Raw genomic sequence first — 18654 nt, forward strand, 5'->3', positions numbered from 1 at the left:
AGCGCGCTTAGGATAGGCCTTCGGTGTCTGGAAAACCGATTTCTAATAATCAGGAGACATGACATGGCATACAAGCTTTTTCCCTTGGCGGCGCTTTCCCTGTGCCTGGCAGGCACGCTGCAGGCGCAGACCGGCATCTCCGACAACGTGGTGAAGATCGGCGTCCTCACCGACATGTCGGGCCCCTACTCCGGCTTTGGCGGCAAGGGCTCGGTGGTGGCCACCAAGCTCGCCATCGAGGATTGCCTCAAGGCCGAATGCCAGGGCATGAAGATCGAATTGCTGTCGGCGGACCACCAGAACAAGGCGGACATCGCCTCGTCCAAGGCACGTGAGTGGCTCGACCGTGAGCAGGTCGACGCCATTGCCGATCTGACCAACTCCGCCGCGGCGCTGTCGGTGCAGAAGCTGCTCAAGGAAAAAGGCGCGGTGGGCCTGTTCACCGGTGCGGCCACCACCCGGCTGACCAACGAGGACTGCGCGCCCAACAGCTTCCACTGGATGTTCGACACCTACTCGGCCTCGGCCGGCGCCGCGGCGGCGCTGACCCGCGCCGGCGGCAAGACCTGGTACTTCCTCACGGTGGACTACGCCTTCGGCCATTCGCTGGAGAAAGACGCCTCGGAGATGGTCAAGGCCAACGGCGGCACGGTGCTCGGCGCCGTGCGCCACCCGCTCAACGCCAGCGATTTCTCCTCGTTCGTGATGCAGGCGCAGAACTCCAAGGCGCAGATCATCGGCATGGCCAACGCCACGCAGGACGCGATCAACACCATCAAGGCCGCGCGCGAGTTCGGCGTCGGCGAAAAGGGACAGAAGCTGGCGGCCCTGATGCTGCAGGTGACCGACGTGCATGCCATGGGGTTGCGCGTGGCGCAGGGCCTGGTGGCGTCCGAAGGCTTTTACTGGAACCTCGACGACCAGACCCGCGGCTTCGCCGCGCGCTTCGAGAAGGAGCACAAGGTCAAGCCCAACCAGGTGCATGCCGGCGTGTACTCCAGCGTGCTGCACTACCTGAAGTCGGTGGCCGCCGCGAAGAGCGACAACGCCGACGTGGTGGCCGCCAAGATGCGCGAGCTGCCGATCAAGGACGCCGTGATGCGCAACGCCAGCATCCGCCCCGACGGTCGCGTGATCCACGACATGTTGCTGGTCGAGGTCAAGACCCCCGCCCAGTCCAAGGGCGCCTGGGACTACTACAACGTCATCGGCACCATCCCTGCCCAGCAGGCCTTCATGCCGCTGGCGCAATCCCAGTGCCCGCTGGTCAAGAAGTGACCGGCTTTCCGTTCCCATTGTTTCCAAGGCCTACCATGACCCTCAGCATCGGACATTTCATTGCCGGCCAGGCCGAGCCCGGAACGGGCGAGCGCAGCGGCCCGGTCTTCAATCCTTCCACCGGCGAGGAGATCGCGCGCTGCCCCTATGCCAGCCGCGCAACGCTGGACCGCGCCGTGGCGGCGGCCGGCGAAGCCGCCCGGCAATGGGGCCGCGCCTCGCATGCCACGCGCCAGGCCGTGATTTTCAAGCTGCGCGAACTGGTCATTGCCAACACCGACCTGCTGGCCGAAACCATAGGCCGCGAACACGGCAAGACCCTGGCCGATGCCAAGGGCGAGATCGGCCGGGCGGTGGAAGGCATCGAATTCGCCGTCAACGCCCCGCAGGTCACCAAGGGCGAATTCGCCGCCAACGTGGGCGGCGACATCGATGTGTTCTCGCTGCGCGTGCCGATTGGCGTGGTGGGCGCCATCACCCCGTTCAACTTTCCCATCATGGTGCCGGCGGTAATGATGACCATGGCCGTATCGGTGGGCAATGCCATTGTCTGGAAGCCTTCGGAGAAGGTGCCGAGCACGGCGCTGATCTTCGCGCGCCTGTGGCAGCAGGCCGGCCTGCCCGATGGCGTGTTCAATGTGGTGCAGGGCGACAAGGACATGGTCGATGCGATGCTCGAGCATCCGGGCATTGCCGGCGTGAGCTTTGTCGGCTCCACCGCCGTAGGCGAATATGTGTACCAGAAGGGCACTTCGCACAACAAGCGCGTGGCGGCCTTCACCGGCGGCAAGAACCATATGCTCGTGATGCCCGATGCCGACCTGGAAAGCGCCGCCAGCGCCTTTGTGTCGGCCGGCTTCGGCTCGGCCAGCCAGCGCTGCATGGCGGTCTCGCTGCTGCTGCCGGTGGGCGAGGAAACCGCCGACCGCCTGCGCGAACTGGTGCTGCAAAAGACCCGGGCGCTGCACATCGGCGCCTACAACGATCCGCGCGCCGACTTCGGTGCCGTGGTTTCGCTGCAATCGAAGCAGGCCGTGGAGCGCGCCATCGGCACCTGCATCGAGCAAGGCGGCGAACTGCTGCTCGACGGGCGCGGTCTGCGCGTGCCCGGCCATGAGAATGGCTACTACATCGGACCGACGCTGTTCGACCGCGTGACGACCGGTATGGAGCTGTACCAGCAGGAGATCTTCGGCCCGGTGCGCGGCATCATGCGCCCGGCCAGCTTCGACGAAGCGCTGGCCATCACCAACGCGCATGAATACGGCAATGGCGCGGTCATCTTCACGCGCGACGGCAAGTCCGCGCACCGCTTCATGCATGAAATCGAGTCCGGCATGATTGGCGTGAACGTGCCGGTGCCGTTGCCCGCAGGCTTCTTCAACTTCGGCGGCCTGCGCCGCTCGAAGTTCGGCGAAGGCCACCTCTACGGCCCCGACGCGGCGCGCTTCTATACCAAGATCAAGACCGTGTCGCAGCGCTGGCCCGAGCCCGACCAGCAGGCGGCGCCGGTGTCGCTGGCGTTCAATCCCAAGGGCTGAACATCGGGCGCGCTAGGGCGCCGCCACGAACCCGCGGCTCAGAAAGCGCGAGCCCTTGAGCCCGAAGCGCCAGGGCACATCCACCGCCTTGGAGATGCCGATGCGCGGCCCGGTCACCACTTCGACCGGCGCCGCCGCGTCGCGCGCCAGCAGCTCGAATGGCGGCAGCGCCAGCGGCTGCGCATTGAGCCGCGCATCGATGCCCAGCGCCTGCGCCAGCCGCCCCGGCCCGGCGCACAGCAGGCGCAGCTCGTGCAGGCCCCGGCGTTCACGCATGGTCTCGATGCCTTGCGTGGGCTCGATGGCGCGCAGCAGCACCCCCGCGCCATGGCCGGCCTCGCGGCACACGGTGTTGAAGCACCAGTGCAGCCCGTAGGAGCGGTAGACATAGGCGTGGCCCGGCGGCCCGAACATCGCGCCATTGCGCGCGGTCTGCCCGGTATAGGTATGCGAGGCTGGATCGGTCTGGTCATAGGCCTCGGTCTCGACGATGGTCCCGCCCACGCCATCGATTAGCAAGGTGACGCCGATCAACTGGCGCGCGACTTCATGGGCGGGGGCGGAAAAGTCAATCGAGGCAAGCATGCAAGGCGGCAGGAGTGGTCGGGCCGGCCATCTTCTTCGACCAGGCGGCGGCGGTCAATGCGCGGCAAATACCAGCGAGCGGTGCGCGGCCAGCCCGGCCATCGTGCCGTCGCCCACGGCCAGCGGCACCGAGCCGCCAAAACGCGCGGCATCGCCGCAGGCAAATACGTGGGCCACCGAGGTGGCCTTGAGCGCGTCGGTCTGGAGCACGACGCCCATCGGGCCTTCGGCCATCTCGCAGCCCAGCGCCCGCGCGACCGGACTTTCAACGCTCGAGCGCGGCGCGGTGAACAGGCCGTCGAATGCCAGCACCCGGCCGTCTGCCAACACCGCATCGGCATGACCGGCGATTTCACGCACCGCGCCGGCCTCGATCTGCACGCCGCGCGCCTGCAATTGCGCCAGCTGCTGCGCGTCGGGCGTGAAACAGCCGTTGAGCAGCAGCGTGGTCGGGCCCCAGTCGGGCAGCAGCAGCGCCTGGTGCATGGCCAGCTCCGACGTCGCCAGCACGCCAATGCGGCCTTGCTGCAATTCATAGCCATGGCAATACGGGCAATGGAACACCTGCCGGCCCCAGCGCTGCGGCAGGCCCGGCACGTCGGGCAGCGTATCGACCACGCCCGATGCCAGGATCAGCCGCTTTGCCCTGCGCGTCGCGCCGCCTTCGATGTCGATGGCAAATCCTTCTTCTGTGGGCCGCGCGCCCGTGGCACGGGCGTCCAGCCATTGCACCGTGTCGTAAGCCAGGATCTGTGCGCGCGCCACGGCCGCGATGTCGGCGGCCCGGCTGCCGTCCTGGGTCAGAAAGCCATGCGAATGCTCGGCAAAGCGGTTGCGGCGCTGGCCCGCGTCGATGACCAGCAGCTGGCGGCGCGCGCGCGCCAGCGGCAATGCCGCAGCCAGGCCGGCGTAGCTGCCGCCGATGATGATGACGTCGTAAAGCATGGGAACACCTTTCAAGAAACTTTTGAAGTTCCATGATAGGTAGATTGCGAATTTCATGCAATTTATAATGATTCATGAATTTCGCCAGGAGCCCGAACCATGAGAAGCGATAGCCGCCTGTCGCGCATGCTGCATGTGCTGCTGCACATGGCGCGCCAGGACGCGCCCTTCACTTCCGAGCAGCTGGCGCAGATGCTGGCCACCAATCCCGTGGTCGTGCGCCGCACCATGGCCGGTCTGAAAAAAGCCGGCTACGTGCAATCGGAAAAAGGCCATGGCGGCGGCTGGACGCTGTCGTGCGACCTCGCCGCAGTGTCGCTGCTCGACATCCATCAAGCCGTGGGCGGGCCGCGCATCTTTGCGATCGGCAGCGCCACCGAGAATCCCGAGTGCGGCGTCGAGCAGGTGGTCAACGCGGCGCTCGACGGCGCGCTGGCCCAGGCCCAGGCCCTGCTGGTGCAGCGCCTGGCCGCGGTGAAGCTCAGCGATCTGGCGCAGGAATTCGATGCACTGTGCCAAGCCCGGCCAGCGCACGCGCAGCGCCGGCAGCACGCGCATTAGCCGGGCCTCGGGGCCTTGGAGCCCCATCGTGCGTTGACGGCCGCTCTTCAATGCCTGAGCATGGGGTGCTTGCCAACCAGGAGATCTGCATGAAAAAGTTTGCGTGGCCCATGTCCTTGGCCCTGCTTGCGGGCTGCGCCAGCCCCGGCATGCAGCTGCAATCCCAGCGGCCCGCAGCCGCCCCCACCGAAGCCGGCGCCGCGGCCACCGAAGCCTGCAAGAGCGCGCTGGCCTTGCGCACCGGCACCAATGCCGTGTATGTGCTGCCCCTCTCGCACGCCCCCTATGGCCAAGGCCAGGAAGTCTTCCTGAGCCTGAACCAGGCGCAATGGCTGTGCACCACGGACGCGCGCGGCAACGTCAACCGGCTCGAGCGCCGCTGACGCTGCTGCGCGCCGTGGCCCAGGCCAGCAGGCCGGCCAGCACCAGCAGCGCCGCACTGCTGCCAAACGTCGCGCCATAGCCGCTGGCGTCAAGCAGCCATCCGCCCAGCGTCGAGCCCAGCGCAATGCTCAGCTGGACCACCGCGACCATCAGCCCGCCGCCGGCCTCGGCTTCCTGCGGCAGTACCTGGGCCAGCCAGGACCACCAGCCCACGGGCGCGGCCGTGGCCATCAAGCCCCACAGGCCCAGCAGTGCAAAGGCCAGGGCCAGCGCGCCGCCCCAGGCGTTGAGCGCCAGCGCAATCGCCGCCATGCCCAGCGGGAGCAGCACCAGCGTGCGGTACAGCCCATGCGCCAGCACGCGGCCGATCAGCGCCGTGCCGACAAACCCGGCCACGCCAATCGCCAGCAGCACCAGAGACAGCGTGCCGACATCGACGCGCGTGACCGTCTCCAGGAACGGCCGCACATAGGTGAACAGTGCGAACTGGCCCATGAAGAAGGCGCCGGCCGCAGCCATGCCCCAGGCCACCACGGGCCGCTTGAGCAGCGCGAGAACCGAGCCGCCGGCCGCAGCCCGCGCAGTGGCGGGCATCGACGGCAGGCTGATCCATTGCCAAGCCAGCGCCAGCAGCGCAATCGGCAATAGGCACACAAACGCGCCGCGCCAGCCCAGGATGCCGCCCAGATAGCTGCCCAGTGGCGCCGCCACCACCGTGGCCAGCGCATTGCCGCCATTGAAGATCGCCAGCGCCCGGGGCACGCGCGCGGCGGGCACCAGCCGCATGGCCACCGCCACCGACATCGACCAGAACCCGCCGATGACCACGCCAATCAGCGCGCGGCCCAGCATGTAGACGCCGTAGTTGGGCGCCAGCGCCACGATCAGCCCGGACACGCCCATCAGTCCAGTCAGCAGCAGCAGCAAGGTCTTGCGGTCCATGGCACCCGCCAGCCGCGCAATGCCCAGGCTGGTCAGCACCGCAAAAGCACCCGAGATCGCAATGCCATAGCCAACCCAGCCCTCGCTCACGCGCAGCGCGGCGGCCATGGGCGTGAGCAGGCTCACGGGCATGAACTCGGAGGCAATCAGCACGAAGACGCACAGCGTCATAGCCAGCACGCCGCTCCAGTGCGCGCGCGGTTCGGCCGTGTCGGCAGACCCCTGGCCTGCAGGATTCAAGGAAACCATTGTCGACATGGAACCCCTTACGCCAGGTGCTGCGTGAAGAACGCCGCCAGCCGGTCCCAGGGAATCAGCGTCACGCGGTCATAGAGATCGACATGGCCGGCGCCCGGCACCCACAGCAGTTCCTTGGGGCCAGCGGCGCGCCGGTAGGCGTCCTCGCTGAATTCGCGCGAATGCGCCTGGTCGCCGCTGATGAACAGCAGCGGCCGCGGCGCGATGCTCTCGATGTCGTTGAACGGATAGAAGTTCATGAAGCGCACTTCGCTCGACAAGCGGCGGTTTTGCGTGCGCTCCAGCGGCACGCCCGCCGGCAGGTGCATGCCGCGCGGCGTGCGGTAAAAGTCGTGGAACTCGCGCGTCACCGCATCGGCATCGGGCGGCAGTTGCAGCGGCAGGTAGTCCAGCCACTGCGGCGTGCCGCTGGCAAGTTCCTGCGCGCGCTGCTGCTGCGCCTTGGCCAGCAGCGCCTGGCGCTGGGCCGGTGTCTGCGCCCGGTTCAGGCCATTGCGCGTGACCGCGCCCATGTCGTACATGCTCACAGTGGCTATTGCCTTGAGGCGCGGATCGAGCTTCGCCGCGCTGATGGCAAAGCCGCCGCTGCCGCAGATGCCCAGCACGCCAATGCGCTCGGGCGCGATGAAATCCTGCGCGGCCAGGTAGTCGGCGGCGGCGCTGAAGGCATCGGCATAGGTGTCGGGCGCCACCAGGCTGCGTGGCAGGCCTTCGCTTTCGCCCCAGTAGGGCAGGTCGATGGCCAGCGTCACGAAGCCCTGTTCGGCGAGCTTTTGGGCATAGAGCATGGCGCTTTGCTCCTTGGTCGCGCCCATCGGATGGCCGACGATGATCGCTGGCGCGCGGCGGTCCCGGGCCAGGTTTTTGGGCAGCACCAGATTGCCCGCGATCTGCAGCTGGTACTGGCTCGGGAAGCGCACTTTCTGTACCGTCACACGGCGGCTGCGGTAGAAGTTGTCCGCGCCTTCGGGAATGGATTGCGGCGCATCGGCGGCCATGGTCTGGCGCAGTGCGCCCAGCGCCGCGAGGCCCAGGCCGGCGGTCTTGACGAAATCGCGGCGCGTAGGCGCGGCGCTGGTGTTGGCGGGAAAAGTCATGCGTGTGCCCCGTGGGGAAAATCGGAAAGCCCGATGGTGCAGGAGCCATGCGGATTTGATTAGCCACCGCAATCTTGATGCGCCTGTGAGAAAATCTCAGCAATGGCCACCCCCAAAGTCAATGACCTCCAGGCCTTCCTGGCCGTCGCGCGCAAGCAGAGCTTCACCAAGGCCGCGGCACGGCTGGGCGTCACGCCCTCGGCGCTGAGCCATACGCTGCGCGCGCTCGAGGAGCGCCTGGGCCTGCGCCTGCTGGCGCGCACCACGCGCAATGTCGCGCCCACCGCGGCCGGCGAACGGCTGATGCAGGCCATCGCGCCCTTGTTCGAGCAGATTGCCGCCGAAGTCGAGGCGCTGGGGGCGCTGCGCGACAAGCCCAGCGGCAGCCTGCGCATCACCTGCACCGACGACCAGATCGAGCTGTGCCTGCGGCCGCTACTGGCGCAATTCCTCGAGGACTATCCCGATATCCGGCTGGAGCTGTATGTCGACTACGGCTTCACCAATGTGGTCGAGGAGCGCTTCGACGCCGGCATCCGCCTGGGCGAGGCCATCAGCAAGGACATGATCGCGGTGCGCATCGGCCCCGACTGGCGCCTGGTCGTGGTCGCCTCGCCCGGCTACTTCGCGCGCCACGCGCCGCCGCAGACCCCGCATGGCCTGACCCAGCACCGCTGCATCAATATCCGCCACCGCCCTTCGGGCGCGATCTATGCCTGGGAATTTGAAAACGCGGGCCAGGCCTTTACCGTCAAGGGCGAAGGCCCGCTGGTCTTCAACAGCATCATGCATGTGCTCAACGCCGCGCTCGACGGCCTGGGCGTGGGCTATGTGCCCGAGCAGCTCGCGGCGCCGCATATCGCCGCCGGCCGGCTGCAATGCGTGCTGCAGGAGTGGAGCCCGCGCTTCCAGGGCTACCACCTCTACTACCCCAACCGGCGCCAGGCCTCGCCGGCCTTCCAGGCGTTTGTCGAGGCGGTCAGGTACCGCGGGGAGCAATAGCCGTCATCGCCGCCGCGTGCAAATCCGGTAGAGCCAATACACACAGGCCAAGCCGATGACGGCCCAGGGAAGATACCGGGACAGCGAGACAAAGCGCCAGAGCGCGCCTTCCCCCACGTAGGCCGGCGAGTGAAGAAGGGACAGGTGCAGCCACAGCGAGGCCGCGGTCGCGGCCGCCATGCTGGCAAACAGCGCTTTTTCCGCCCAGGGCTTGAGCGCGTAGTGCAGGGCAATCACGGCAAAGGCCAGGTAGCAGGCCAGGGAGAACCATGCCACCGCATCGAATGGCGCACTCCCTGCGGGAGTGAGCGCATGGGCCCAGGACTTGAGGGCTGTAATCATTTCGCTGAAGCTCGAGACCATGTGGGGGTTTTCATTGAAGCGGAATCCGTCATTGTCCTGATGCAGTGGCGGCGAAGCTGCCGCCAGGCTCAAGGCGCTGCGCCATAGGGCTGCCCCAACTCCCAGCGCGACTGCCAGTGCGCCGCATATTGCGCCGTGACCGCGGGCATGTCGTGCATGACCACCACGTTCTCCGAGTTCAGCGTCTCGGCCGAGGCGGCGTAGTTGAACGAGCCGGTCTGGACCGCATTGCCGTCGACGATCATGGCCTTGTCGTGGTGGATATGGAAATGCGCGTTGATGCGCAGTTCCACGCCCTGGCGCACCACAAAGTCCATGGCCTGGCGGCTGGCCCGGCCCAGATTGCGCTGCTTGTCGACCACGACACGCACCTCGACACCGCGCTGCTTCGCCGCGACCAGCGCCTGCATGATGTCCGGCGCCTGGAACGCGTAAGCCAGCATCTGGATGCTGTGGCGCGCGCTGCCAATGGTCTCGAGCACCAGCGCGCGCGCCGAGCCCTCGGGAGAGAAGCCGACTTGGACGCGCGGCTCGGCATGGCTGAGGCTGGCCAGGGCCAGCAGCAGCGCGGCGGTGATGCGGGGGAATGTCATATCGGTCCTCTGCTGCTGATTCTGGCGTTTGAAAAATTCCACTTTTCGGTTTTTGGGCGGAATTTTCATTACTTTTGCCAGGAAAAAATACTTTGCGCTGTTTTCACGGGATTTTTTCCACTTTAGCCGCGCGCAAAAAGCGTTTTCCGGCGCTGCCCGGCTTGCCCCATCCAGCGCAGCACTGGATACAAACCCGAAACTGGTCGATATACTGTGGTTAAATACAGTATCCGACCATGAACGCTACTGCCCACACCCTGCCCCCCTCCTCCAGCGGCTTTGACCGCTGGCAGTTGCCTGCGCATGTGGCGCAGGCCGTCTGGCGCGGCACGGAGGTCGGCGGGCCGGCCGGGCGCGCGTTGTCCACGGGTTTCGCGGCGCTGGACGCGGCGCTGCCCGGAGGCGGCTGGCCCACGCAGGGCCTGAGCGAAGTGCTGCTGGCGCAGGCCGCGCTGTGCGAATGGCGGCTGCTCGCGCCCGCGCTGCCGGCGCTGCTGGCCGACCGCCACAGCCGCATCTACCTGGTGGCGCCGCCCAAGGCCCCGCATGCGATGGGCCTGGCGCAGCTGGGCGTGGCGCCGGAACAGCTCACCTGGATAGATGCACAGGGTCCGGCCGACAGCCTCTGGGCCACCGAGCAATTGATCAAGTCCGAAGCTTCGGGCGCGGTGCTGGCCTGGCTGCCGCAGGCGCGGCCCGAGCAGTTGCGGCGGCTGCAGGTGCAGGCGCTGCATTGCGATGCGCCGGTGTTCCTGTTTCGCCCCGAGTCGGCCCTGCGCGATGCCTCGCCCGCGCCGCTGCGGCTGTCGGTGGGCCTGGGCGAAAGCTGGGGCCTCGAGGTGCGCATCCGCAAGCGCCGCGGCGCCAGCATCGACGCCGTGCTGCAGCTCGACGCCATGCCTGGCAACCTGCATTCCATCATTCCCCCGCGGCTGCACGCGTTGCCGGCATTCGGGGTGCAGCCACAGGAGGTGTTCCATGCATTGGGCCGCCCTGCTACCCCTGCCCTGCCCCGACAGCGCATCACCCATTGAGCCGCCCGCGCTCGCGCTCTGGGCACTGCAGTTCACGCCGCGCGTGGCCGCGGTCGAAGAAGCGGTGCTGCTGGAAGTCGAAGCCAGCCTGCGCCTGTTTGGCGGCGCCGAGCAGCTGCAGGCACGGGTCGGCGCGGGCGCACGCGAACTCGGCGCGCTCGTGGCCTGGGCGCCCACCGGCCTGGCGGCGCTGGCGCTGGCGCGCCAGCGCGTCGAGAACGGCTTTGCCGGCCCGCTGCAGCAGATGCTCGACGGCCTGCCGCTCGAACACCTGAGCGCCGTCGCGCGCCACCAGGCGACGCTGGCGCGCGTCGGCTGCCGCACGCTGGGCCAGGTGCGCGCGCTGCCGCGCGGCGGCATGGCGCGGCGCTTCGATGCCGCGCTGCTCACGGCGCTGGACCAGGCCTATGGCCTGCGCCCCGAAACCTATGACTGGATCCGCCTGCCCGAAACTTTTCAGGCGCGGCTGGAGCTGATGGCGCGCGTCGAGAATGCGCCCGAACTGCTGTTCGGCGCGCGCCGCCTGCTGCTGCTGATGTCGGGCTGGCTGGCCGCGCGCCAGCTCGGCGCCACGGCCTTCACGCTGCGCTGGTGCCACGATTCCATGCGCTCGCGCGCCGCGGGCACGGGCGGCGAGCTGACCATACGCACCGCCGAGCCGACGCAGAACGCCGAGCATTTCTCGCGCCTGCTGGGCGAGCATCTGGACCAGCTTGAGCTGCTTGCGCCCGCGGGCGAGCTGGAGCTGCTGGCCAGCGCCGTCGAGCCGATCGCGCAGCAGAACCGGTCGCTGATTCCCGATGCCGCGCACCAGGGCGCGTCGACGCGGCTCGCGCTCGAGCGCATCCAGGCGCGGCTGGGCGAGGACTGCATCCGCCGGCCGCAGCTCACCGCCGACCACCGCCTCGAATGGATGCAGCAGTGGACGGCCGCCGAGCCGCGCCGCGGCGCCAGGCCGCCGCCGCAGCATGGGCTGCCGCTGCCGACCTGGGTGCTGGACGAACCGCTGCGCCTGATCGAGCGCGACCACCGCCCGATCTACCAGGGCAAGCTGCAACTGCTGCTGGGCCCCGACCGCGTCGAAGGCGGCTGGTGGCACCGCGGCGAGCAAGATGGCCGTGAAGTCACGCGCAATGTGCAGCGCGACTACTGGCTCGCGCGCAGCGAGCATGCGGGGCTGTTGTGGGTCTTCCAGGCGCGGCTCGCGGGCGACGAGACCGCGTGGTTCCTGCACGGTCATTACGCTTGAAAGCGCGCCATGGACCTGGTCCTGCCCGAATACGCCGAGCTGCGCTGCATCTCCAACTTCACCTTCCTGCGCGGCGCGAGCCAGCCCGATGAGCTGGTCACGCGCGCCAAGGCGCTGGGCTACCGCGCGATTGCGCTCACCGACGAATGCTCGCTGGCCGGCATCGTGCGCGCGCATGTCGCGGCCAAGCAGGCCGGCATCACGCTGCTGGTCGGCGCGCAGTTCTGCATCGCGCCGCGCCATGAGCGCGAAGCGCCGTTCACGCTGGTGGTGCTGGCGCGCAACCTCAACGGCTATGGCAACCTGTGCCAGTTCATCACCAAGCTGCGCCGCGCCTCGGAAAAAGGCACGTACGCGCTGAACCTGGGCCAGATCCGCGGCAAGGAGCTGCAAGACTGCGTGGTGCTGCTGTGCCCCGAGCGCCAGGCGACCGATGTCCAGCTCGAGGCCATGGGCCGCTGGACGCTGAACCAGTTCACGGGCCGCTGCTGGATCGGCGTGGACCTGGTGCGCCGGCTCGACGATGAGCTCTGGCTGCACCGCATGCGCGAACTCTCGGCGCTCACGGCGCTGCCGCTGGTGGCCGTGGGCGATGTGCACATGCATGTGCGCTCGCGCAAGCCGCTGCAGGACGTGCTCACCGCCACGCGCATCGGCAAGCCGCTGACCGAGTGCGGCTATGCGCTGCTGCGCAGCGCCGAGCGCCACCTGCGCAGCCGGCTGCGGCTGGCGCAGACCTTTCCGCCCGAGCTGCTGGCGCAGACGCTGCAGGTCGCGGCGCGCTGCAGCTTCAGCCTCGACGAGCTGCGCTACCAGTACCCCGACGAGGTCGTGCCCGCGGGCCACAGCGCCGCGAGCTACCTGCGCCAGGCGACCTACGAAGGCGCGGGCCGGCGCTGGCCGCGCGGCATTCCCGAGAAGGTGCAGGAAAAGATCGAACACGAACTGGAGCTGATCTGCGAGCTCAAGTACGAGCCCTACTTCCTGACCGTCTACGACATCGTGCTGTTCGCGCGCTCGCGCAATATCCTGTGCCAGGGCCGCGGCTCGGCCGCCAACTCGGTGGTCTGTTACTGCCTGGGCGTGACCGAGGTCGACCCGGCGCGCATGTCGGTGCTGTTCGAGCGCTTCATCTCCAAGGAGCGCAACGAGCCGCCCGACATCGACATCGACTTCGAGCACCAGCGCCGCGAGGAGGTCATCCAGTACCTCTACGGCAAATACGGCCGCGACCGCGCCGCGCTGGCCGCGGCCGTGACCAGCTACCGCCCGCGCTCGGCGATCCGCGACGTCGGCAAGGCGCTGGGCTTCGATCTGGACACGCTCGATGCCATTGCCAAGGGCCAGCAGTGGTTCGACGGCAACAGCATCCGGCTCGAGCGTTTCGAGGAGCTGGGCATCGCCACCGGCACGCTGGCCGTGCAGCAGCTGATCCGGCTGACCGAGCAGCTGATCGGCTTCCCGCGCCACCTGTCGCAGCACACCGGCGGTTTCGTGCTGACCCGCGGCCTGCTGTGCCGCATGGTGCCCGTGGAGAACGCCTCGATGGCCGAGCGCACCGTCATTGAATGGGACAAGGACGACCTCGACGCCGCCGGCCTGCTGAAAGTCGATGTGCTGGCTTTAGGCATGCTCTCGGCCATCCGCCGCGCATTGGACTTCATCAGCCGGCGCCGCGGCTTTGACTTCAGCCTGCAGGACATCCCCGCCGAGGACCCTGAAACCTACGCGATGATCAGCCGCGCCGACACCATTGGCGTGTTCCAGATCGAAAGCCGCGCGCAGATGAGCATGCTGCCGCGCCTGCGCCCGGAAAAGTTCTACGACCTGGTGGTCGAGGTCGCCATCGTGCGGCCCGGCCCGATCCAGGGCGGCATGGTCCACCCCTATCTGCGCCGGCGCCAGGGCCTGGAGCCCGTGACCTATCCCAACGATGACCTGAAGGACGCGCTGGGCCGCACGCTGGGCGTGCCGGTGTTCCAGGAGCAGGTGATGCAGATCGCGATGATCGCCGCGGGCTTCACGCCCGGCGAGGCCGACGGCCTGCGCCGCGCCATGGCCGCCTGGAAGCGCAAGGGCGGGCTGGAGAAATACCATGACAAGCTGGTCGGCGGCATGCGGGAGCGCGGTTACGAACAAAGCTTTGCCGAGCAGATCTTCGAGCAGATCAAGGGCTTCTCGGAATACGGCTTCCCCGAAAGCCATGCGGCGAGCTTCGCGCTGCTGGTCTACGCCTCGAGCTGGATCAAGCGCCACGAACCCGCGGCCTTCCTGGCCGCGCTGCTCAACAGCCAGCCCATGGGCTTTTATTCCGCGAGCCAGCTGACTCAGGACGCGCGCCGCCATGGCGTGCCGGTGCGCCCCATCGACGTGATGCACAGCGACGCCGACTGCACGCTCGAAGACATCGACCACCAGCCCGCCGTGCGCCTGGGCCTGCGCATGGTGGCCAGCCTGCGCAGCAGCAGCGCCCGGGCCATCGAACAGGAACGCCACAAGGCCCCGTTCGACAGCGCCCAGGAACTCGCGCTGCGCTGCGGCCTCGACCAACCCGAAATGAAGGCCCTGGCCGCCGCCGGCGCCCTCGCCACGCTCTCCGGCCACCGCCGCCAGCAGGTCTGGGACGCCGCCGCGCTGCATGCCGCGCCGCAACTGCTCAAGCCAGCGCAGATCGACGAAGCCCCACTCGACCTGCCCGAGGCCCCCGAAGGCGAGGAAGTGCTCTGGGACTACGCCGCCACCGGCCTCACGCTGCGCTCCCACCCGATGCAACTGCTGCGCCCGAGGCTCGACCGCTACAAGCTCAAGACCTCGCAGCAACTGCGCCGTATCCCCGACGGCCGCGTGGTCCGCACCGCGGGCATCGTCACCCTGCGCCAGCAGCCGCCCACGGCCAAGGGCACGCTGTTCATCACGCTCGAAGACGAGCATGGCGTCACCCAGCTCATCGTCTGGAAGGACATCCGCGAAACCCAGCGCGAGCTGCTGCTGGGCGCACGCCTGCTGGCCGTCGAAGGCCGCTGGCAACGCGAAGGCCTGGTCTGCAACCTGATCGCCAAGCGCTTCGCCGACCTGTCCCACCTGCTGGGCCGCCTGCGCACCGAAAGCCGCAATTTCAAATAGGACCGCGCCCATGAACCAATCGAGCCTGTTTGGCGACGAAGAAGTCCGCGCCTCGATTCCCGGCCTGGTCTACCAGCCCGAATTCCTGAGCCAGACTGAAGAGCAGGAGCTGATCGCCATCATTCGCAGCCTGCCCCTGCATGCCGCCAAATACAAGCAATACCTCGCGCGCCGGCGCGTGGCGAGTTTTGGCGGGTCTTATGACTTCGACACCAACCAGCTGCTGCCCGCGCGTGCGCTTGACGAGCGGCTCTTGCCACTGCGTGATCGTGTCGCTGCCTGGCAAAGGGTGCCGGCCGATTCGCTGGTGCATGCCCTGGTCGCCGAATACGCGCCCGGCACGCCCCTGGGCTGGCACCGCGATGTGCCGAATTTCGAGCGGATCATCGGCATTTCACTGGGCAGCGAGGCCACGCTGCGGTTTCGGCCTTATCCCTACGAGCCCGGGTTGCTGCGGCAGGTGGTGGAGCTTGCGGTACAGCCGCGCTCCATCTATGTGATGCAGGGCGAGGCACGCTGGGGGTGGCAGCATTGCGTGGAGGAGACGCCGGGCTTGCGGTGGTCGGTGACTTTCCGGGATGGGCGTGTCGGCGGATAGCGCCCGCCATGGAGCTCACTTTCACAGGCCAGAGGCACCGAAGCCTTTATGCACGAGAATGCGCAGCCCAAAAACACGAATACGAAAGCCTTGCCATGACCCCCTGGAGACCCCCGCAGCACGTCAAAGTCAAAGCCATCGGCCTGCACTGGCGCGACGGCAAGCTGCTCGCGGCAGAAGTCTATGACGACCACGGCCAACTCAAAGGCGTGCGCCCGCTGGGCGGCGGCGTCGAGTTTGGTGAACCCTGGCAAGCGGCCTTGCAGCGCGAGTTCAAGGAAGAGCTGGGTGTGGAGATTGAAGTGCTGGGTCCGCCCCATGTGATGGAGAACATCTACACCCACCATGGCGCCCTGGGCCATGAGGTGCTGTTCATTGGCGAGGTGCGGTTCAGCAGCGGGGCCTTTGCGGGGCAGGACCTTATTGAATTCCTTGAAGACAGCGGGGTGCCGTGTACGGCGCGGTGGTTTGACTTGTCGGAGCTCGATCTACTGCAAGGTCCTGCGCTTTTCCCCAATGGATTGAAGCAACTGCTAGCGGACACAGTGAAGTAGCAGAAAACCACCTCAGCCATCACTATCCAGGATTTTTAATCTATACAAATGCATAGATTTTCTGCAGTTTCGTGCAAAGCCGGACGAAATCCATGCGCTCGCATAGAAAACTTGCCTGCATTTCAATTTTGATCAAAAATCTATTCAATCAAATAGATTTTCATGAAGAAACCCATCAAAACCGTTGCCGACCTCGGCCTGGTGCTGCGCGGCGTGCGCAAGAGCCAGGCGTTGCGCCAGGATGATCTCGCTGCCATTTCCGGTGTAGGACCAGTGTTTGCCAGCGAGGTCGAGCGTGGCAAGGAATCCGTGCATCTGGGCAAGGTGCTCAAGCTGCTTGAAGAGGCCGGCATCCAGCTCGTCGCGGAGTATGCGGACAGCGCAAAAAGCAGCGTCGAGGAGCAGTTTGCCAAGGGCATCAAACCGGTGAAGCCACGGTCAAGCAAGGTGGCTCAATGACTGTACGGCGTGAACTGAAGATCTGGATCAACCACCAACAGGTAGGCACTTTGGCGTCGCAGAACGATATCTGGCGGTTTCAGTATGCGCCTCAATGGCTGAGCCATGAAAAGCGCTTTGCCTTGGCGCCGGCATTCGAGTTGCGTACAGAAGAATTTGTGGATGGCTCCGACACCCGTCCGGTGCAATGGTACTTCGACAACCTGTTGCCCGAGGAACAGCTGCGAAGCGTTCTGGCCAAGGAAGCGAACATTGCCGAGGCCGATGCTTTTGGTCTGCTCAGCTACTACGGCGCCGAGTCCGCGGGCTCGCTGGTGCTGAGCGCCAGCGACGCCGCATCGGAACAAGGCTGGCTGGAGCTCCCCCTCCACAAGCTCAATGACCGGATCGTGAACTTGCCGAGAGCCACGCTCAACCAGTCGGCGCCCAAACGGATGTCATTGGCCGGTGCGCAGCACAAGATGGTGGTCGGATATAGCGAAGGGAAACTGTATGAGCCCCTGTCAGGCACAGCTTCGACCCACATCCTGAAGCCCGAAAGCCCATCGCCGCACTACCCCCACTCGGTGATCAATGAGTTCTTCTGCATGTCTCTCGCAAAGCGTGTGGGGCTTGAGGTGCCGAATGTTCACCTGCTATACGTTCCCAGTCCTGTCTATGTAGTGGACCGCTTTGACCGCGTGACGCACGGACAGGCCCCAACCCAGCGCCTGCACATCATTGATGCCTGCCAACTGCTCAACAAGTCCAGGGCGTTCAAATACGATCAGGCCACGGTCGATACGCTGGCGCAGGCCATCGAGTTGAGCAAGCAGAAAGCCGCTGACCGTATTCGCCTGTTCGACTGGCTGGTCTTCAACTTCCTGATCGGCAATGGAGACAATCACCTGAAGAACCTGTCCTTCCAAGTGGACCATGACGGTGTGCGTATTGCCCCTGCCTATGACCTGCTTTGCACTGCTGTCTACGAGACCCAGGCATTCAACGAGACTCCCATTTGGCCACGCACCCAGTTGGCAATGAGCATCTGCGGGGTGCATCACTTCAATGAAGTCAACAGCGACGCAATGCTGCAGGCAGCCCAGGCAATTGGCGTGCCGGCCCCCATTGCCAAGCGCCAGATGGCCAAACTCCTGAAGAGCATGGTTCCTGCCGCTGATGAACTGATCGAACAGCTCGAGGGACGCAAGAACCTGGGAGTTCTGATAGCGGACCCAGATACCGCAAAACGCGCCTGGGCCGGCGAATCCCGATTGCTGCGCGCCATCCGGCATAACGTGCTTGCTCAGACGGTTCAGCAATTGATGAACTGATTGACTCAGTTGCTTTCGTGAATGCCAGCCCGTGCAATTGAAGTTTCGCGTAGAGCAGCGCAAGGTGTTGCTCGGCTTCAGGCGGCTGGCCGTCAATATCCAGGGCGTGCCAAGAGACTAGCCTTCAACGGATGACGCAGCCGAGGCGGGCAGAACTTCCCGCCACATATGCAGCTTGGACTTGAAGCCCTGCTGCGCGGCAATGGCCAAAGGCTCCACGCCAAACACCTTGAAGCCGCAAGCTTCGTACAAGCCAATGGCCGCGGCATTTCCTTCTGTGATCGTCAACGTCATGACCCGCAGGCTCGGGCGCTCGGATGCCATGCCAATGGCTGCCTGCACCAACGTCCGGCCCGCCCCGCAACCACGCGCTGCCGGCGATACGAACATGCCGATCAAATGCGCCTTGTGCCGCATCTTCGGCTTGGCGCTGAACTCCAGCGTCACCGTGCCCACCAGCGCATCACCGAGAAACGCGCCGAACACATGGCTGAGGCCCTTGGGGACAGCGATCCGCGCGATCCACCACGCCTGCGACTCGGCCGCACGTTACTGCGCGGCGGAAGTAAAAGCATCCGTTTCGGCCTGGTAGGCGTACAGCATCAGGGCCCGATAGCTGGCCGCATGTTCCGCGTCGAGCTTGGCAATGCGCACGCGCTGCGGTGCATTCATGCAGCCCGATTTTTCCAACCCGAATTCAGCCATGAAGTGGTAGTTTCCTATGCAGTGCAAAGATACCCCGCGCACCGGTTCACGGAAGATCAACCGGAAATCG

20 protein-coding genes are annotated in these 18654 nt (G+C 66.3%); 12 read left to right on the plus strand and 8 right to left on the minus strand.

Going from position 1 to position 18654, the window contains the following annotated elements:
• The first annotated feature begins 63 nt into the window (after positions 1-63).
• The gene (locus HUK68_RS20440) at positions 64-1278 is read left to right on the plus strand and encodes an ABC transporter substrate-binding protein (RefSeq protein ID WP_175506093.1); all 1215 of its coding nucleotides are present in this window, start codon (positions 64-66) and stop codon (positions 1276-1278) included.
• 35 nt (positions 1279-1313) lie between these two features.
• Positions 1314-2819 (plus strand): CoA-acylating methylmalonate-semialdehyde dehydrogenase, encoded by a 1506-nt coding sequence (locus tag HUK68_RS20445; RefSeq protein WP_175506094.1) that lies wholly within the window; start codon positions 1314-1316, stop codon positions 2817-2819.
• A 12-nt stretch (positions 2820-2831) separates the two neighbouring features.
• Here the strand turns inward: HUK68_RS20445 and HUK68_RS20450 are convergent, their stop codons facing one another.
• Positions 2832-3404, minus strand: coding sequence for a DNA-3-methyladenine glycosylase (locus tag HUK68_RS20450; RefSeq protein ID WP_175506095.1), 573 nt, complete (start codon positions 3402-3404; stop codon positions 2832-2834).
• Positions 3405-3458: 54 nt separating this feature from the next.
• Complete coding sequence (locus tag HUK68_RS20455; RefSeq protein WP_175506096.1) at positions 3459-4349, minus strand: NAD(P)/FAD-dependent oxidoreductase; 891 nt, start codon at positions 4347-4349, stop codon at positions 3459-3461.
• Positions 4350-4448: 99 nt separating this feature from the next.
• Between HUK68_RS20455 and HUK68_RS20460 the strand changes: the two genes are divergently transcribed.
• Together HUK68_RS20460 and HUK68_RS20465 are read left to right on the plus strand one after the other, a co-directional pair.
• The gene (locus tag HUK68_RS20460; RefSeq protein WP_175506097.1) at positions 4449-4910 is read left to right on the plus strand and encodes an Rrf2 family transcriptional regulator; all 462 of its coding nucleotides are present in this window, start codon (positions 4449-4451) and stop codon (positions 4908-4910) included.
• 89 nt (positions 4911-4999) lie between these two features.
• Positions 5000-5293 (plus strand): hypothetical protein, encoded by a 294-nt coding sequence (locus tag HUK68_RS20465; RefSeq protein ID WP_175506098.1) that lies wholly within the window; start codon positions 5000-5002, stop codon positions 5291-5293.
• Here HUK68_RS20465 and HUK68_RS20470 read toward each other — a convergent pair.
• Both HUK68_RS20470 and HUK68_RS20475 read right to left on the minus strand, forming a co-directional pair.
• Positions 5271-6494, minus strand: a complete 1224-nt coding sequence (locus tag HUK68_RS20470; RefSeq protein ID WP_175506099.1) for an MFS transporter — start codon at positions 6492-6494, stop codon at positions 5271-5273. The two genes, HUK68_RS20465 and HUK68_RS20470, sit on opposite strands and share 23 nt — an antisense overlap.
• Before the next feature lie 8 nt (positions 6495-6502).
• Entirely contained in the window at positions 6503-7591 is a 1089-nt protein-coding gene (locus tag HUK68_RS20475; protein ID WP_175506100.1) for an alpha/beta hydrolase, read from the minus strand.
• Positions 7592-7693: 102 nt separating this feature from the next.
• Between HUK68_RS20475 and HUK68_RS20480 the strand changes: the two genes are divergently transcribed.
• Positions 7694-8593 carry a LysR family transcriptional regulator gene (locus HUK68_RS20480; protein WP_175506101.1) on the plus strand — a complete coding sequence of 300 codons (900 nt, stop codon included), beginning with the start codon at positions 7694-7696 and terminating at the stop codon, positions 8591-8593.
• A 3-nt stretch (positions 8594-8596) separates the two neighbouring features.
• Here the strand turns inward: HUK68_RS20480 and HUK68_RS20485 are convergent, their stop codons facing one another.
• Positions 8597-8935, minus strand: coding sequence for a hypothetical protein (locus tag HUK68_RS20485; RefSeq protein ID WP_175506102.1), 339 nt, complete (start codon positions 8933-8935; stop codon positions 8597-8599).
• Between the two features lie 89 nt (positions 8936-9024).
• Positions 9025-9549 (minus strand): phospholipase D family nuclease, encoded by a 525-nt coding sequence (locus HUK68_RS20490; RefSeq protein WP_175506103.1) that lies wholly within the window; start codon positions 9547-9549, stop codon positions 9025-9027.
• Between the two features lie 236 nt (positions 9550-9785).
• On the opposite strand from HUK68_RS20490, the gene imuA reads away from it, so the two are divergent.
• The 7 genes from imuA to HUK68_RS20525 all read left to right on the plus strand — a co-directional run bounded on the left by imuA (position 9786) and on the right by HUK68_RS20525 (position 17879).
• Positions 9786-10583: a translesion DNA synthesis-associated protein ImuA gene (imuA, locus tag HUK68_RS20495; protein WP_175506104.1), complete on the plus strand. Its 798-nt coding sequence runs from the start codon at positions 9786-9788 to the stop codon at positions 10581-10583.
• Entirely contained in the window at positions 10528-11832 is a 1305-nt protein-coding gene (locus tag HUK68_RS20500; protein ID WP_244146415.1) for a Y-family DNA polymerase, read from the plus strand. Before imuA ends, HUK68_RS20500 begins: the two co-directional genes overlap by 56 nt.
• A 9-nt stretch (positions 11833-11841) precedes the next feature.
• Positions 11842-14955: an error-prone DNA polymerase gene (locus HUK68_RS20505; protein ID WP_175506105.1), complete on the plus strand. Its 3114-nt coding sequence runs from the start codon at positions 11842-11844 to the stop codon at positions 14953-14955.
• A gap of 10 nt (positions 14956-14965) precedes the next feature.
• Positions 14966-15553, plus strand: coding sequence for an alpha-ketoglutarate-dependent dioxygenase AlkB (locus HUK68_RS20510; RefSeq protein WP_175506106.1), 588 nt, complete (start codon positions 14966-14968; stop codon positions 15551-15553).
• Between the two features lie 95 nt (positions 15554-15648).
• Positions 15649-16107 carry an NUDIX hydrolase gene (locus HUK68_RS20515; protein WP_175506435.1) on the plus strand — a complete coding sequence of 153 codons (459 nt, stop codon included), beginning with the start codon at positions 15649-15651 and terminating at the stop codon, positions 16105-16107.
• 162 nt (positions 16108-16269) lie between these two features.
• Positions 16270-16566, plus strand: coding sequence for a helix-turn-helix transcriptional regulator (locus HUK68_RS20520; RefSeq protein WP_175506107.1), 297 nt, complete (start codon positions 16270-16272; stop codon positions 16564-16566).
• Positions 16563-17879: a HipA domain-containing protein gene (locus HUK68_RS20525; protein ID WP_175506108.1), complete on the plus strand. Its 1317-nt coding sequence runs from the start codon at positions 16563-16565 to the stop codon at positions 17877-17879. The genes HUK68_RS20520 and HUK68_RS20525 overlap by 4 nt, the downstream gene beginning before the upstream one ends.
• A 117-nt stretch (positions 17880-17996) precedes the next feature.
• On the opposite strand, the gene HUK68_RS20530 is transcribed toward HUK68_RS20525, so the two are convergent.
• Positions 17997-18365, minus strand: a complete 369-nt coding sequence (locus tag HUK68_RS20530) for a GNAT family N-acetyltransferase (RefSeq protein WP_244146416.1) — start codon at positions 18363-18365, stop codon at positions 17997-17999.
• A 63-nt stretch (positions 18366-18428) separates the two neighbouring features.
• Positions 18429-18551, minus strand: coding sequence for a hypothetical protein (locus HUK68_RS23455; protein WP_279614324.1), 123 nt, complete (start codon positions 18549-18551; stop codon positions 18429-18431).
• Positions 18552-18654 lie beyond the last annotated feature (103 nt).

This window comes from Comamonas antarctica, assembly GCF_013363755.1.
GTDB lineage: Bacteria > Pseudomonadota > Gammaproteobacteria > Burkholderiales > Burkholderiaceae_C > Comamonas > Comamonas antarctica.